Source organism: Streptomyces sp. NPDC091292, from assembly GCF_044757265.1.
GTDB lineage: Bacteria > Actinomycetota > Actinomycetes > Streptomycetales > Streptomycetaceae > Streptomyces.
This window is the reverse complement of record NZ_JBIVUQ010000007.1, coordinates 246,492-261,862: the sequence shown is the minus strand read 5'-3', so window position 1 is coordinate 261,862 and position 15,371 is coordinate 246,492. Positions and strand designations below refer to the sequence as shown.

Annotated in this window: 13 protein-coding genes; 6 read left to right on the top strand and 7 right to left on the bottom strand. The window is 72.5% G+C overall.

All coding sequences use genetic code 11. The features are described 5' to 3' along the window. Positions 1 to 124 precede the first annotated feature (124 nt). The 3 genes from ACIQNU_RS21510 to ACIQNU_RS21500 all read right to left on the bottom strand — a co-directional run bounded on the left by ACIQNU_RS21510 (position 125) and on the right by ACIQNU_RS21500 (position 3,393). On the bottom strand, positions 125 to 1,693 hold the full coding sequence (locus tag ACIQNU_RS21510; protein WP_401369009.1) for a transporter: 1,569 nt from the start codon (positions 1,691 to 1,693) through the stop codon (positions 125 to 127). 173 nt (positions 1,694 to 1,866) lie between these two features. Continuing rightward, positions 1,867 to 2,673 carry an ABC transporter ATP-binding protein gene (locus tag ACIQNU_RS21505; RefSeq protein WP_401368630.1) on the bottom strand — a complete coding sequence of 269 codons (807 nt, stop codon included), beginning with the start codon at positions 2,671 to 2,673 and terminating at the stop codon, positions 1,867 to 1,869. A 57-nt stretch (positions 2,674 to 2,730) separates the two neighbouring features. Continuing rightward, positions 2,731 to 3,393, bottom strand: a complete 663-nt coding sequence (locus tag ACIQNU_RS21500) for a bifunctional DNA primase/polymerase (protein ID WP_401368627.1) — start codon at positions 3,391 to 3,393, stop codon at positions 2,731 to 2,733. Between the two features lie 364 nt (positions 3,394 to 3,757). Between ACIQNU_RS21500 and ACIQNU_RS21495 the strand changes: the two genes are divergently transcribed. Then, a complete protein-coding gene (locus tag ACIQNU_RS21495; protein ID WP_401368625.1) occupies positions 3,758 to 5,143 on the top strand; it encodes a transcriptional regulator in 1,386 nt (461 codons plus the stop codon). A 202-nt stretch (positions 5,144 to 5,345) separates the two neighbouring features. Continuing rightward, the gene (locus tag ACIQNU_RS21490) at positions 5,346 to 7,046 is read left to right on the top strand and encodes a hypothetical protein (protein WP_401368622.1); all 1,701 of its coding nucleotides are present in this window, start codon (positions 5,346 to 5,348) and stop codon (positions 7,044 to 7,046) included. A gap of 46 nt (positions 7,047 to 7,092) precedes the next feature. On the opposite strand, the gene ACIQNU_RS21485 is transcribed toward ACIQNU_RS21490, so the two are convergent. Continuing rightward, complete coding sequence (locus ACIQNU_RS21485) at positions 7,093 to 8,316, bottom strand: ABC transporter substrate-binding protein (RefSeq protein ID WP_401368620.1); 1,224 nt, start codon at positions 8,314 to 8,316, stop codon at positions 7,093 to 7,095. Between the two features lie 247 nt (positions 8,317 to 8,563). Between ACIQNU_RS21485 and ACIQNU_RS21480 the strand changes: the two genes are divergently transcribed. Then, positions 8,564 to 9,064: a hypothetical protein gene (locus ACIQNU_RS21480; RefSeq protein ID WP_401368617.1), complete on the top strand. Its 501-nt coding sequence runs from the start codon at positions 8,564 to 8,566 to the stop codon at positions 9,062 to 9,064. A 110-nt stretch (positions 9,065 to 9,174) separates the two neighbouring features. Further along, a complete protein-coding gene (gene purU / locus ACIQNU_RS21475) occupies positions 9,175 to 10,047 on the top strand; it encodes a formyltetrahydrofolate deformylase (RefSeq protein WP_401368615.1) in 873 nt (290 codons plus the stop codon). Between the two features lie 81 nt (positions 10,048 to 10,128). Here the strand turns inward: purU and ACIQNU_RS21470 are convergent, their stop codons facing one another. Continuing rightward, positions 10,129 to 11,520 (bottom strand): MDMPI N domain containing protein, encoded by a 1,392-nt coding sequence (locus tag ACIQNU_RS21470; RefSeq protein WP_401368613.1) that lies wholly within the window; start codon positions 11,518 to 11,520, stop codon positions 10,129 to 10,131. Then, the gene (locus tag ACIQNU_RS21465) at positions 11,517 to 12,089 is read right to left on the bottom strand and encodes a sigma-70 family RNA polymerase sigma factor (RefSeq protein WP_401368611.1); all 573 of its coding nucleotides are present in this window, start codon (positions 12,087 to 12,089) and stop codon (positions 11,517 to 11,519) included. The genes ACIQNU_RS21470 and ACIQNU_RS21465 overlap by 4 nt, the downstream gene beginning before the upstream one ends. A gap of 358 nt (positions 12,090 to 12,447) precedes the next feature. Here ACIQNU_RS21465 and ACIQNU_RS21460 point away from each other — a divergent pair, with 358 nt between their 5' ends. Together ACIQNU_RS21460 and ACIQNU_RS21455 are read left to right on the top strand one after the other, a co-directional pair. Beyond that, entirely contained in the window at positions 12,448 to 12,822 is a 375-nt protein-coding gene (locus ACIQNU_RS21460; protein ID WP_401368609.1) for an STAS domain-containing protein, read from the top strand. Between the two features lie 226 nt (positions 12,823 to 13,048). Beyond that, positions 13,049 to 13,561, top strand: coding sequence for an EF-hand domain-containing protein (locus tag ACIQNU_RS21455; protein ID WP_401368606.1), 513 nt, complete (start codon positions 13,049 to 13,051; stop codon positions 13,559 to 13,561). A gap of 36 nt (positions 13,562 to 13,597) precedes the next feature. Here the strand turns inward: ACIQNU_RS21455 and ACIQNU_RS21450 are convergent, their stop codons facing one another. Continuing rightward, the gene (locus ACIQNU_RS21450) at positions 13,598 to 15,259 is read right to left on the bottom strand and encodes a class I adenylate-forming enzyme family protein (protein ID WP_401368604.1); all 1,662 of its coding nucleotides are present in this window, start codon (positions 15,257 to 15,259) and stop codon (positions 13,598 to 13,600) included. Positions 15,260 to 15,371: the final 112 nt, after the last annotated feature.

Below are 15,371 nucleotides of genomic sequence, written 5' to 3'. Positions count from 1 at the left end.
CTTCCTCGTCCGCCTCGTGCGGCAGGAACCATGGCCCGCGGGTCGCCTGCGCTTCCGGGCCCGCCGCGACCGAGAGGCTGCCCCCCCGACCGTGGAGATGCCCTGACCGTGGGGGCGTCGGGTCTCACCCTTTGCTGACGGCGTGCAGGATCTCGGGCAGCCGCCGTGCGGTGCGCGGGGCCGCCATCCGCAGGCCGAGCAGCGCGATCAGCGCCCCGTACGCGCCGCCGAGCGGCAGCAGGAGCCAGGTCCAGTGGTCGGCGCCCGACAGATGCAGCCACAGGGTGAACGCCAGGACGGGGGCGCACAGAAGCGCGGCGGCCACCATCCCGCCGAAGATCGCGATCCAGGCGAGCCCGGCCTGTCCGGGGGCGACGTTCTTGTAGCCCTCCTGCGGAATCGAGTACGGGAACCGCGCCGACGACCAGGCGCCCGTCGCGAGCATCGCGCCGAGCAGTGCGAAGGACAGCCCGAGGACCTCGGGCAGCGCGCCCCAGTCGCCCAGGAGGGCCGTCGTCACGACGGTCACCAGCGTCGCGTACGGCAGCGTGATCACCAGCAGTGCGAGCGCACGGCCGCGCAGTTCGACGTACGCGTCGCGGGGCGAGGAGATCGTCAGGGCGACCATCCAGAACGCGGACGTGTCCTGCCCGAACTGGTTGTACATCTGGATGCCGAGCATGCCGGCGGCGAAGCACGCGAAGTACAGGGAGCCGGTGCCCTGGAGCGCGTTGAACACCGGCACGATGAGCCCGATCGCGAGCGAGGTCACCCATGCCGCCTTCGTCTTGGGGTCGCGCCACACGTACCGCAGGCTGCGCTCCATGACCGTGCCGGTACGACCGGAGGGCAGCAGCCGTCCGAGCCCCGCCGAACGCCCGCCCTTGTCGCGGCCTTCCCCCGCGGCCTGGAGCGTCGACCCGTCGGGCGACACCATCAGCTTGGTGAGGCTGCGCTGCCAGCCGTACAACAGCGCGACCAGGGCGGCGGCTGTCAGCGCGAGCCGGGCCAGCGCCACCCCCAGGTCGCCCTCGCTCGCCGCGTGCACGGCGCCGATCGCCGCCGCCGGCGGGATCCAGTCCAGTACGGCCGCCACCGGATCCAGCCGGGCCAGGCCGCCCGACGAACCGAGCGACTGCGCACCGAAGTTGACGAGCTGCGCGCCCACCGCGATCACCAGACCGCTGAGCACGGCGAGGTCGCGGCCCCTGCGCGACGTCAGCAGACGGGTGTTGGCGGCGGCCATCGCGCGCGCGAGGGCGACACAGACCAGCAGCGTCAGCACCACCGCGAGCACCCCGACGGTGACACCGGCCGCCCCGCGCGCGACGGCGATCACCGAACCGACCGCCAGGCAGAGCGTGAACAGCGGCCCGATCCCGACGAGGGACGCGACGAGCAGCGCCCGGACGAGCGGACGCGGGCGCAGCGGCAGCATCACCAGACGGGTCGCGTCGAGGGTTTCGTCGCCGCTCGCGAAGAACAGCGGCATGAACGCCCAGCCGAGCGCCAGGAGGGCCACCAGGAGCACACACACGGTCGCCGCGTGCTGGTTGCCGCGCAGCGCGATCAGCCCGAGGAGCTGCAACGCCGCGAAGAGCAGCACGACGACGACCGACGCGATGTACGCGGCCCTGCGCCCGGACGACTGCCGCAGCCCGTTGCGCAGCAGGGACAGCTTGAGCCGGACCACGACGGGCGTGAGGGCGGCCGACGAAGCGGTCGGCGAGGTGGTCGGTGGGCCGGTCGGCGGGGCGGCTTGTGGAGGGGCGCCAGGGGCGTTCGTGGGGGCTGCGGGAGCCTCGGGGGCCCCGGAGGTCGCCGGGGCGCTTCCGGGGCGGTTCAGGGGCTGTTCCAGGGGCCCGCTCACCGGGCGCCGCCCGCGCTGTCCCGGGCGCCGCCGCCCAGCCAGTCGAGATCGCCGCCCGCGTCGTGGCCGCCCGCGCCGACGAGTTCGAGGAACGCCTCCTGGAGCGAGGGCGCCGCGCCCCGCACCTCGGCGAGCGGCCCGCGCGCGCGAATGCGGCCCGCGGCCATCACGGCGACCCAGTCGCACAGGGACTCCACCAGCTCCATGACATGGCTGGAGAAGACGACGGTCGCGCCGGACGACGTGAAGCGTTCAAGGACCCGGCGGATGGTCTGCGCGGACACCGGGTCGACGCCTTCGAAGGGCTCGTCCAGGAAGAGGACTTCGGGGTTGTGGAGGAGCGCCGCGGCGAGCCCGATCTTCTTGCGCATCCCGGTCGAGTAGTCCACGACGAGCTTGTGCTGCGCGCCGGCGAGGTCGAGCACGTCGAGCAACTGTGTCGCGCGCTTGTCGACCTCGTCCCCGGGCAGGCCGCGCAGCCGGCCGGCGTACGCGAGGAGTTCCCGCCCGGAGAGCCGCTCGAACAGCCGCAGGCCCTCCGGGAGTACGCCGATCCTGGCCTTGACCTCGGCCGGGTCCCGCCACACGTCGTGCCCGACGACCTCGACGGTGCCCTGGTCGGGCCGGAGCAGCCCGGTGACCATGGAGAGCGTCGTGGTCTTCCCGGCGCCGTTGGGCCCCACGAGGCCGATGAACTGTCCGGCGGGCAGGTCGAGGTCGATCCCGGCAACGGCGACGTGCGGGCCGAAGGATTTCCAGAGCCCTTGTACGCGTACCGCAGGGGCGGCGCTTGCCTCGGTCACGTGTCCGGCCTTCCGCAGGGGCGTGTGCTTGGGCCTTGCACCATACGGGGAAGGCCGCTACGCGTTCCGGGGCTCCCTGCCGCACGCGTACGCCAGCGGGCTGATCAGCTCCTCCACGTCCGGGAGCCAGCGGTTGGCGGGGGTGGGGCGGCGGGCCCACTGGGCGGCGCCCCGGGTGCCGAAGCGGGTGGGCGGGGCCGCGACGTAGGCACCCTCCCCGCGCGCGACGAGGTCGAGCGTGGCCGGGGGCCAGCCCAGTTTGCGGATCAGGTCGGGGACCTTGGCCGTCGCTCCGGGCAGCACGAAGAACTGCATCCGGCGGTCGGGGGTGCAGGTCACGGGTCCGAGCGTCAGCTCCATCCGCTCCATCCGGGCCAGCGCCAGGAAGCCCGCGGTCTCCGGTACGTCGATCGCGTCGAAGGTGCGTCCCGTCGGCAGCAGGATCGACGCGGTGGGCTGCTTCGACCACAGGCGGCGGGCGACGGTGGCGCTGCCCGTCGCCTGGGTCGCCCAGTCCTCGCGCGCGGGGTGGGCGCCCGGCGACGGACAGTCCTCCTCGCCGCACGAACACCGCGGGACCCCCTCGTGGGACTCCATCCAGGTGCCGGGGAACACGTCCCAGTGCCGCTCCTCGGCGTACCGCACGGCGGTGTCCTGGAGGGCTTCTCCGCGCTGCTTCGGGATCTGGGCGGCCGATGTGACTCCGATGGTCTCTTCCACGTGCTTCTCAACTCCCGCCGCCACCTCCGGTTACGGCTCACACGCGCGCGGGGGCGGAGCATCGATCCTGCATTCGGGGCGCACGGAGGCATGTGCGGGGGCGCGTGGAGGGAAACGCGGCAAGGGCGGGTAACCAGGGGAGGGGCGGGCAACCAGCACCAACCCCGGCATTTCTGGAATGTCCCGCATCTTCCGTTTGTCGCCGGGGCATTGGTGATCAGGAGCGCGTCCCGTACGGGCAATCCATACCGGGACGTCACGGGCGCGACAGACGTGATAGACGCGACATATATGACACGACGAGACAGACGAGACACTTCGACGCGGCGCACGGGCAGGTGCCGCAGCCACAGGGGGTTACGCCATGGCCGCACGGCCACTCGTCGCGCGGCAGCCGAACGAAAGGCTGCAAGCGCTCATCCAGGAAGCCGCGTGCTCCAACGCGGGCCTCGCCCGCCGCGTCAACATGTGCGGCGCGGAGCACGGCCTCGACCTGCGGTACGACAAGACGTCGGTGGCGCGTTGGCTGCGCGGCCAGCAGCCGCGCGGCCGGGCGCCCGCGATCATCGCCGAGGCGCTGGGCCGCAAGCTGGGCAGGACCGTGACGATCGACGAGATCGGCATGGCCAACGGCAAGAACCTCGCGTCCGGTGTCGGGCTCCAGTTCTCGCCGACCGTCCTCGGCGCCATCGAGCAGGTCTGCGAGCTGTGGCGCAGTGACGTGGGCCGCCGCGACTTCCTCTCGGGTTCGTCGGTCGCCGCGTCCGCCCTGGTCGAGCCCAGCCGCGACTGGCTGATCTCCGCGCCCGACGCCCAGGTCGCCCGGCAGGCGGGGCCCCGCGTGGGCATGTCCGACGTGGCGGCGGTACGCGCGATGACACAGGCCCTGGTCGAACTCGACCACCAGTACGGCAGCGGACATGTGCGGCCGGTCGTCGTGCACTACCTCAACAGCGTCGTGTCGGGGCTGCTCGCCGGGTCGTACCGCGAGGCGGTCGGACGCGAACTGTTCGCGGCGGTCGCCCGGTTGACGGAACTCGCGGGCTACATGGCCGTCGACACGGGCCAGCCGGGGCTCGCCCAGCGGTACTACATCCAGGCGCTGCGGCTCGCTCAGGGCGCGGGCGACCGCGGCTACGGCGGGTACGTCCTGGCGGCGTCCATGAGCCATCTCGCGGCGCAGCTCGGCAACCCGCGGGAGATCGCGCAGTTGGCGCGCGCCGCGCAGGAGGGCTCGCGCGGCCGGGTCACCCCGCGCGCGGAGGCCATGTTCCACGCGGCCGAGGCGCGCGGGCACGCCCTGCTCGGCGATGTGCGCGCCGCGCACACGGCGGCCGGCCGTGCGGTGTCCGCGATGGACGGCGCCGATCCGGAGTCCGGCGACGACCCGGTGTGGATCGCGCACTACGACGCGGCCTATCTGGCCGACGAGTTGGCGCACTGCCACCGCGACCTCGGACAGGCGGAGGCGGCGGCCCGCTGCGCGCAGGAGTCCCTCGCCGGGCATCCCGAGTCCCGCGCGCGGCGGCGCGCCATCGGTCTCGTCCTGCTGGCCACGGCGCAGGTGCAGCAGCGCGAGGTCGAGCAGGCGTGCCACACGGGCCTGCGCGCGGTAGAACTCCTCGGCACCCTGCGCTCCAACCGGGGCGCCGAGTACCTGGACGACTTCCAGCAGCGTCTCGACCCCTACCGCGAGGAGCCGGTGGTCAGGGAGTTCGGGGCCAGGCTGGACCTGCAGACGGCGGCGTGACGTACCGCGCGGAACGTGACGCGATCCATAAGGGGGCCACCGCGTACCGGCTGACGGGCCATGAACAGCGTTCCGCGCGGGTGTTTTCGTTACCCCTGTCCGCAGGGGCGGTCGGGGGTCCCTGAGCTGCGTGGCACCGGGGTCCGGACACCCGGTAGCGTAAACCGACGATTCCCAACGTCCCCCATTCGTAGGAGTCCCGGTGACGCAGAGCGGACAGGGCGATGATCCGCACCTTCCCTCGGTGAGGCAGCCCCGCGAAGGCATCGTGCTGCCCGCCGACGGAAGTGAGCCGCTGATGCCCGGTACCGCCGGCGGTGACCACGCGGCTCCGGCCGGCGGCGCCCCCTGGGGCAGCCCCTGGGGTCCCGGCGCGGCAGGGCCCCCGGCGCCCGCCCACGCCCCCGCGGCCCCCGCCGCGGCGCCGGGGCAGCCCTGGGGTGCCCCGCCGCCCGCGGCGGCCCCCCTGCCGCCCGAGAGCGGCGCGCTGCCCTACGAGGGCGGGCAGACCGGGTACGCCGGGTACGACGGCCGGCAGGGCGGATACGCCGAGGCGGGGACGTACGGGGACCGGCTCCCGTACGCCGAGCCGCCGCCCCCGCACCTCCCGGCGCCCCAGCACCAGCCTCAGCCTCAACCCCCGCACCAAGCCCAGCCCCAGGTCCCGCAGACCCCGCAGGCGCCGCTCCCGCCGCCCGTGATGCCCGCGATGCCGGGCGGTGACGCCGACGCCACGCAGTTCATCCCGCCGATGTCCTACGCCCCGCCCGGTGAGTTCCCCGCGCCCGGCGCGGCCGACGCGACCCAGCTCATACCGCCCGTACCACCGGGCGCCCTGCCGCCAGAGATGCCGCCGGACATCCCGTCGGACACCACGCACTACCTCGGCCGCGCGACCCACCCCGCGCCGGGCGGTGCCGACAGCGAGCCCACGCAGTTCATGGCGCCCGTGCCCCCGGCGCCCGCGCCCGCCGCCGCTCCCGTACCCGAACCGCCCTCCAACGCCCCGTACGGCATCCGGCCCGGAGCGCCGGGCGACCGTCCGCCGCCGGCCGAGTTCGACAGCCTCTTCAGGACCGAACCGGAGCCCGAAGGTCCGGCGGCCACGCAGCAGATGCCCCGCTTCGACCCGCGGGCGCACGCCCCGCATCCCCACGGAACGCCGCCACAGGCCCCGTACGCGGCCTCGCACGCTGCTTCCGGCGGTGAGGGCGGGGGAAGGGCCGCGAGCCGTCGAGGCGGCGGCTCGGGGCGCGGAGGGCGTGGCGGGTCCAAGATGCCGCTCTTCGCCGCGCTCGGCGTGGGAATCGTCGTGGTCGGAGTCGGCGCGGGCGCGCTGCTCAGCGGCGGCGGCGGTGACGACGACAAGACGACGGGCGACAGCACCCCCGTGTCCGCCACCGCGCCCGCGGGCGGTGCGTCGGACGGGGATTCGCCCGCCGCCGATCCGGCGAAGCAGCAGGCCGAGGAGCTGGACAAGCTGCTCGCCGACAGCGGCGGCAGCCGCGCCACGGTCATCAAGGCCGTCGCCGAGATCAACAAATGCGACAACCTCGACGGCGCCGCATCCGATCTGCGGGACGCCGCGCAGCAGCGCAACGACCTGGTCACCCGCCTCGGGGAGCTGTCCGTCGACAAGCTGCCGCAGCACGCGAAGCTGACGAGTGCGCTGAACACGGCCTGGAAGGCGTCCGCCGAGGCCGACGACCACTACGCCGCCTGGGCCGACGAGGTCGGCTCCCGCAAGGGCTGCAAGAAGGGCCACGCCCGGCAGACCGGGCACTCCGCGTCCGGCAACCGCGCGAGCGGCGAGGCGACCAAGGCCAAGCGCGACGCGTCGGCGCTGTGGAACACGATCGCCAAGAAGTACGGGTTGACGACACGACAGCCCACCCAGCTGTGAGCCACCCGGTACGGGCCCGTGCGCGGCGGGCCCGTACCGGTGCCGGTCAGCTGTTGGTCGGCGCCTTCTCCAAGGTCTTCGACACGTTCACGAAGCCGGGCCGCTGAGCCACCAGGCGGCCCTTGCGCACCATCTGGAAGGTGACGTCGGAGTTGACGATGCGCGGGTAGTCCTTGGCGGCCAGCATGTCCTGGAAACGCCAGCTCAGCGTGGGCGTGACACCGCCGGTGTCGATCTTGAGGCCGTCGTCCAGCGTGCGCCGCACGGCCCGCGCCGACACCTCGCCCGAGCCGATCGACTCGACCACCTTCTTGAACACGGTGTACGCGATCCACGTCGTCTGCACCCCGGCGTCCGTCGCGTCGATCCGGTTGTCGCCGAACGCCTCCTCGGTGATCACCTTGCGCATCGTGTTCCAGCGCGCGTCCGACGCGACCGGGTACCAGCCGGAGACGTACGCGCCCTCGTACGGGCTGGACTTGCCGCCCGTACGGTCCACCACGGCCTGGTCGACGCTGCCGAAGACGGAGCCGACCAGCACGTCCGGATAGTCGTCCCGGGTGCGCCGGAACGAATCGAAGAACGTGTCCGTGCGGTCGCCCAGGGCGGCGGCGACACAGCCCTGCTGGTCCGGGTCCGAGGTGGCGCGGGTCAGCGCGTCCGCGGCGCGCGCGGTGTACTCGGTGGCGTCCTCCGCGGCCAGTACGTCGATCGCCGCCGCGCGCTTCCCCGTGGACAGGCCCGAGTTGAGCAGCAGCGGCAGGTCGTCGCCCGCGATCGTGTCGGGCCTGACGAGCGCCACGCGCGCGCAGCGGGCGGCGAGCTGCTGCCCCATGCCGGCCATCAGCGCGGGCTGGCCGCCGTTCACGGGGTACGACACCGAGCTGGTGAACTCCGCGTCGGTGACGCCGTATCCGCCGATGTACGGGATGCCTTCGGCTTCGAGCGGGGACAGGAACGACCGTCCGAACTGGCTGTAGGAGCCGACGACGGCGACCGCGCCCTTCTCGACGGCCTGCCGGGCGCACTTGTCGGCGCCGACGGTGTCGTTGTGGTCGTTACAGGTGATGACCTTGAGTTCACGGCCCGCGATCCCCCCGTTGGCGTTCACCCAGCGCGCGTACGCGAGCGCCATGGCGGGCATTCCGGGCATGTTCGTCGCCTTGGTGTTCTCCGGTGCCCACGTCATCACGGTGATCGTCGCCTTGGAGTCCCCCGAGACCCCTGGGACGACGCCACAGCCGGCGGCGAGGGCGGCCGTCGCGCTCATCGCGACGGCGGATGCCGCGGTGGCTCTCCCGCGCCGTGAGAGACGGCGTTTACCGGTGAAGCGGGTGAAACGGGTGATGCGGCCGGTGGAAACGGAATGAGGTGTGCGCTTGCGGCGCATGCCGGTCATACATCCGCACGATTCCGCCGCATCTCGAACCTGGGAGTGACCCGTAGGTAACACAAGGTGTCACGCACGTGAATTGAGGGGGGTGAAACCGGGGCGTACACGCGGGAACGTACGATCGGTGACCGTGCAAGGTTCGGAGAACTCTTCCCGTCGCGGCCGTCGCTCATCCACCATGGGCGACATGCCACTGAACGACATGCCGTGGTGGCGCTGGCGCAGCAATGTGCGCTCCGCGCTGCACATGCTCTCCGACCCGGGGTTCCAGCACGAGTGCTGGCTCGCGGGACGCACCGAGTACGGGGACGTCACCGACGCCGTGTACCGGCTGGTCGAGGACACCTGGCTGGACAACTGGTCCGCCGAGAAGTACGTCGGGACGATCTTCCGGGACTCCCAGGAGGCGTCCCTCGTCGACGTCGCCGTACTGCGGGTGCTGCGGATCATGCACCAGGTCGGCCCGGACGCGCCCGTGTCCGCGTATCTGGATCATCACGCCTGGCCGGAAGCGGTACGTGCCGCGCGCGACGCCCATGTGCGGATGGCGACGGGCGACGGCGACGACCCGGACCAGCCACCGCGCACCCTTGAGGTGCTGCGGATCATGACGCGTACGGCCTGACGGGTCGCGTCAAGGGGGACTCCTCGGGGGACGCCTACGCGCGCGGGGGGACGCGCCCCGGGATGAGACGGGCGCGCCGTCCCGGGCGGCTGTGTGGGACGCTTGCGGGCATGACCGACCAGGCCGCCGCCCCCGCCGAGCAGTACGTCCTCACCCTGTCGTGCCCCGACAAGCAGGGCATCGTCCATGCCGTGTCGAGCTATCTCTTCATGACCGGCTGCAACATCGAGGACAGTCAGCAGTTCGGCGATCACGACACGGGCCTGTTCTTCATGCGGGTGCACTTCTCGGCCGAGCCCCCCGTCACCGTCGACAAGCTGCGCGCGAGCTTCGCGGCGATCGGCGACTCCTTCCAGATGGACTGGCAGATCCACCGGGCCGCGGACCGGATGCGGGTCGTGCTCATGGTCAGCAAGTTCGGGCACTGCCTGAACGACCTGCTGTTCCGCGCCCGGATCGGAGCGCTCCCCGTGGACATCGCGGCGGTGGTGTCCAATCACACCGATTTCGCGGAACTGGTGGCTTCGTACGACATTCCCTTCCGGCACATTCCGGTCACCCGGGACAACAAGCCGCAGGCCGAGGCGGAACTGCTCGACCTGGTCCGTGACGAGGACGTCGAACTCGTCGTCCTCGCGCGCTACATGCAGGTCCTCTCGGACGACCTGTGCAAGCAGCTCAGTGGCCGGATCATCAACATCCACCACTCCTTCCTGCCGAGCTTCAAGGGCGCGAAGCCGTACCACCAGGCGCACGCGCGCGGGGTGAAGGTGATCGGCGCGACCGCGCACTATGTGACCGCCGACCTGGACGAGGGCCCGATCATCGAGCAGGAGGTCGAGCGGGTCGGCCACGGTGTCACCCCGGACCAGCTCGTCGCGATCGGCCGCGACGTGGAGTGCCAGGCGCTGGCCCGCGCGGTCAAGTGGCACGCGGAACACCGCATCCTCCTGAACGGCCGCCGTACGGTCGTCTTCGCCTGACGGGTCCGCCGGGCACCCGGCGGACCGGCCACGTCCTGGCCGCCGCGGCGCCGCGGCGCCGAGGAGATCCGTCGGAAGGGCCTACAGCCGGCTCAGGCTCGCCGCGGTCGACAGGACGTCCCGTATGGCCTCGCGGTCGCCCGTCTGGCCGACTGCCGCGTCCTCCGGCGGTACATGGCCCGCGGTGAGGCGGCAGAACTCGACGCCGTCCAGAGCGATGTGGGCGACCTCGTGCGCCGCCGAACCGAGCGCGGCGGGCGAGTCGAGCGGGATGAACCAGTCGCCGCCGCCCGCCCCTTCGATCTCCAGGCGCAGACTGCGCCCCGGCCGACCGGCCTCGGCGAGCACGCGTGCGGGAGCGGCCAGTCCGGCGCGGCGCCGCGCGGCCAGCGTCTCGGGCAGCATCCGGGCCGCGAGGTCGATCATGCGGTGCAGATGGCGGGGCGCGGGCGGGTCGTAGGGATAGGCCACGGCGTCCGCGATGTCGCTCGCGTGGATCCAGCACTCGAAGGCACGGTCGAGCATCGCGTCCCGCAGCGGCAGCGTGAAGTCGCCGTACGACACGGGCAGTTGTCCCGAACCCGTGCCCCTGGCCGTGCCTCCGGCCACGAACGCCACTGTGCGCACCAGGTTGTGGCTCTGCTCACGCCACGGCGTGCGCACCGCGCGCGTGGGCGGCGGCTGCGCGCTCCGCCACAGCGCCTCCGTACGGTCGGCGGGCCCGAGCCCTTCCTTCACGCCGGGCCCTTCGCCGGGTCCGGCGCCGCGCAGCGGGTCGTCGAGGCCGAGCGCGGTCGCCACGAGGCCGTCGACGGCGAGCAGGTGCGCGATGACCCCGGCGACCGTCGTCTTGCGCGACGCGGGCGCCTCGCCCTCGTACCAGCGCAGCCGTACGGGCGCGTGCCACTCGGAGTCGGCGATGTCCTGGAGCAGCGCGTCGAGGCGGGCGGCCTCCGCGTCGTACGCGGCGGCCCAGTCCGGCACCGGGATCCGCGGCGGACGCCGGTCGAGGCAGTCCTCCAGGACCCGTGTGCGCAGCCCCGGGTCGAGGTCCAGGGTCTCGGCGGGATGCAGCAGTCCGACGGCGTCACGCAGGCGCAGGGCCTCCTCGGCGCAGGACGCGCAGCAGCCGAGGTGCTCCTCGACGGCCGCCGACTCCGCAGCGGAACACGCCGCGAGCGCCCACGCGCCGAGCAGGGACTTCAGCACGCGGTGCGGGAGGAGCGGGGGCGGCGGGCCCTGCCGGTCCGAGGGCGCGGGCGTGCCGCGTTCGGGCAGGTCGGACGGAACGTCCCCGCGCGCCACTGACGGATCGGGCAGCGGCCGGCCGGTGTCCTCGACGGACGTACGCGGCGTCGGTATACGCGGCCCCGGCACGCCACCAACGGGCTCCTCGCGCGCGGGTACGCCGCCGTCGGGGTCCTCGCCGTCGTCCCCGCCGTCGTACGCGTCGAACCGCTCCGAATCGCTCACCGGGACCTCCCCGGTCCGGGCGGTGTACCGGACGTGTCGTTCGCCGTCGCGAGCAGTTGCAGGCCCAGGCGGAGCCGGCGGCGGGCCTCCTCCTCGGTGACGCCCAGGTCGGCGGCGGTCTGGCGGTAGTCCCTGCGCTGGAAGTAGGCCAGGTCGAGCGCGCTGCGCAGCGGGGCCGGCATCGAGGTGGCGATGTAGTCGGCGCGGGCGGCGGCCGACGCCTTGCGGACCTTGCGCTCCAGATCCTCCGACGTGCCCTCGCCCCCGCGCGCGAAGGCGGCCGTCTCCGTCCTGCGCAGCCGCTGCACCGCGAGCCGGTGCGTCAGCGTGGCGAGCCAGGAACGGAACGGTCCCTGCCGCGGGTCGTACGTCTCCGGGTGCTCCCAGATGTGGGCGAAGACCTCGCGCGTGATGCGGTCGGCGGCGGTCTCGTCACCGAGCACACGGTGGGCCAGTCCGTGCACCAGGGAAGAGAAACGGTCGTACAGCTCGCCGAGCGCGGCGGCCTCGCCGCGCGCCAGCCGCTGTTGCATCTTGCGGTCCCAGCGCGGCGGAGCGTCCTTCGCCATGCGGCCCCCTCACCCGGGTCGTTCTTGGCACCTGGCCTTGTCGTCGCCCTTCTCCGTCTTCTCGAATGTAGTCGGAGCAACCGGCGGCGCACGCCCCTTTGCGCTATGAGATTTCTTGTAAATCCGCAGATGGTGACCGTTCCGGCACCCTGCGCTGACGCTTCGGGGCCGCGCCTACCAGGCGTTGTTCGCAGGTGTCCGAATGTGATCGTGACAGCTCGAATACTTCTCTTCACGATCTGGAGGCGGGTGTTTCACGAAGGGGTGCCGGGGCAGCCGCGCAGTGGAAGCGTAGGGAACGCTTCCGGATCGGCCCAGTGACATCGACAGGCGATGTCGGCGAGCGAGAGGCATCAGCGTGACGCTCAAGGTGACCGAGAGCGAGCAGGACGGCTGGATCGTGGTGCGGGCGGCCGGCGAACTGGACCTGGTGACCTCGCCCGTCCTGCGCCAGCGCGTCCACGACGCCGTGGCCGAGGGGCGGCACGACCTCGTCCTCGACCTCTCCGACGTCTTTTTCTGCGACTCCAGCGGCGTCGGCGTCCTCATCGCGACCCGCCGGCTGCTGCGCTCCTGCCAGGGCCGCCTGCGGCTGATACTCCCCGCGCGCGGGGCTCTCGACGGCTCCCATGTGAACCGCGTCCTGTCGGCGCTCGGTGTCCGTCGTCTGTTCGACGTGTACCCGGACGCGGCGGCGGCGGTCAACGAGGAGACGGCGCCGCTGTCCGCGTAGGCGGTCGCGTGAACGGCCGCGAAAGCAAGCGTTTACGCGGGTCGTCCCGCACCCCTCCCACATGTGTTCGGACGTGCACGTTCCGCCACAGTGGCACGGTGTTGTCGCGGAATTTCCGCGGTCTTGGCACAAGCGTCGGTTTCCCGGCCCGGGGCGGCCGTCGAGGACGTACGCTCCCGTGCAGACACACCAGGCAACCCCGTTATGTGAGGCGGTCCGACACCACATGGTCAGCAGTGAGAACGAGCGCAGGATCGCCGCCCGGTTCGCCACCTTCGACCAGAACGGCAACGGCACGATCGACCGTGAGGACTTCAGCTCGGCGGCCAAGTCGCTGCTGGCCGAGTTCGGTACGACGGCGCGGTGCGACAAGGGGCAGGCGCTGTACATGGGCGCCGAAGCGCTCTGGCAGGGCATGGCGGGGATCGCCGACCGGGACGGGGACCAGCGCATCACGCGCGACGAGTTCGTCAACGGTGCGGTGAAGCGGCTGCGGGACAACCCGGAGCGGTTCGCCGAGATCGCGCGCCCGTTCCTGCACGCCGCGCTCGCCGTCGCGGACCACGACGGGGACGGCGCGGCCACCGTCGGCGAGGTCGAGCGGGCGCTCAAGGCGCTCGGCGTCAGCCAGGACATCGCGGGCGCGGTGGCCACCTCGCTCGACGCGGACGCCGACGGGCGGGTGACGGAGCCGGAGATCGTGACGTCCTTCGCGCGCTACTTCACGGTGCCGGAGTGACCCCGTAGTGCCGGAGTGACCCCATGGAGGCGGCCGTCAGTCCGCGAAGCGCTCCCGGAGCTTGTACTTGAGGACCTTGCGCAGCGTCTCGTTGCGCGGCAGGGCCTCGACGATCTCCACCTGCTCCGGGAGCTTGTGCACGGACAGCCCCTGGTCCCGCAGGAACGCGGTGACGGCCTCCAGGGTCAGCCCGTCCGACGCCCCCGCCGGCGCCCCGTCCGGTCCGGCGAGTTCGATCACCGCGCAGACGCGCTCCCCGCGCTCCGGATCCGGCAGCCCTATCACCGCCGCGTCACCCACGCGCGGGTGCGCGTGCAGCAGGTCCTCGATCTCCTTGGCGGAGATGTTCTCGCCTTTGCGGATGATGACGTCCTTGGCGCGCCCCGTGAGCACCAGATGGCCGCTGGGCCGCAGATGCCCGAGGTCGCCCGTGATCAGGAACCCGTCGGCGTCGAAGACGGCCGCCGACTGCACGGGGTCCAGATAGCCCTGGCAGACCGCCTCGCCGCGCAGCCGTACCTCGCCGTCCACACCGGGCGGCAGCGCCCGGCCGTCCGCGTCGGTGATCCGGATCTCCATGCCGTCGGGCGGCCGGCCCTCGGTCGTGGCGAGGTTGTCGTCGGTGTCGTCCGGGGCACCCATCGTGATCATCGGCACCTCGGTCATGCCGTAGCCGTGCGTGAGGAGGCACTTCATCTCGCGGACGACCGCGTGGTAGATCTCCGGCGGCTTGGGCGCCCCGCCGCCCGCGAGGAGCCGTAGAGACGGGATCAGCGGCCTTGTGGGGTCCTTGCGCTGCTCGGCCAGGAACATCGCGTAGAAGGCCGTGGAGCCGCCCGCGACGGTCACTGAGTGGCGCCGGTAGCCGGCCAGCGCGGCGGGCAGCGCGAACTGCTCGAACATGACCGCCGGGAAGCCGTACAGGAGCAGCATCACCGTGTAGTCGGGACCGGCGATGTGGGCGAACGGGAAGGCCATCGAGCCGACGTCGGACGGCGCCAGGCGCAGCGCGTGCGCGAGGCAGGAGCCGCCCGCGATCAGTGAACGGTCCGTGTGCAGAACGCCTTTGGGGTCGGACGTGGTGCCGGACGTCCAGTAGATCCAGCGCACGGTGGTGCCGTCGGCGGGCGGCGCGGGCAGCACCGAGGGGTCCCCGTCGGGGAGTTCCCCGTACGCGTCGAAGACGCCTTTGGCGCCGAGCCGCCCGGCCATGGCGGTGTGGTCGAAGCCGCGCCAGGTGCCCGGTACGGCGAAGTACTCGGCCTTCGACTCCCGTAGCGCGAAGCCCACCTCGCGGTCGCGGTAGAACGGGATCACGGGGGACTGCACGGCGCCCAGGCGGGCCAGCGCGAAGGACAGCAGGGCCGTCTCGATGCGCGTGGGCAACTGCCAGGCGACGACGGTGCCGGGGCGTACGCCCATGCCGTACAGGCCCGCGGCGACGCGCTCGGAGCGGTCCCTGAGCTGTCCGAAGGTCAGGGTGCGGTCGTCGGCGGGGTCGTCGGCCGCCTGGATCAGCACGGGGGCGTCGGGGGTGAGCGCGGCCCGGCGCGCGACGAGCGACCAGAGCGTGGGCGCGTCGCCCAACTCGCGCGCGATGTCGTCGATACGGGGCCGGGGTCGGGGCGCCGTGGCGCCCCCGGTCTCCGTCGTCCTCGGCCCACTCGTCCCGGAGTCCTTCGTCCCGGTTTCCTTCATCCTGAACCTCCCGTAGCTGACGGGTAGTCAGATCGTGCGGAGAGCGTAAGGCTCACCGCCTTGTCGGTCCAGGGGTGCGGGGCTAGCCTGATCTGACGACCCATCAGATAAT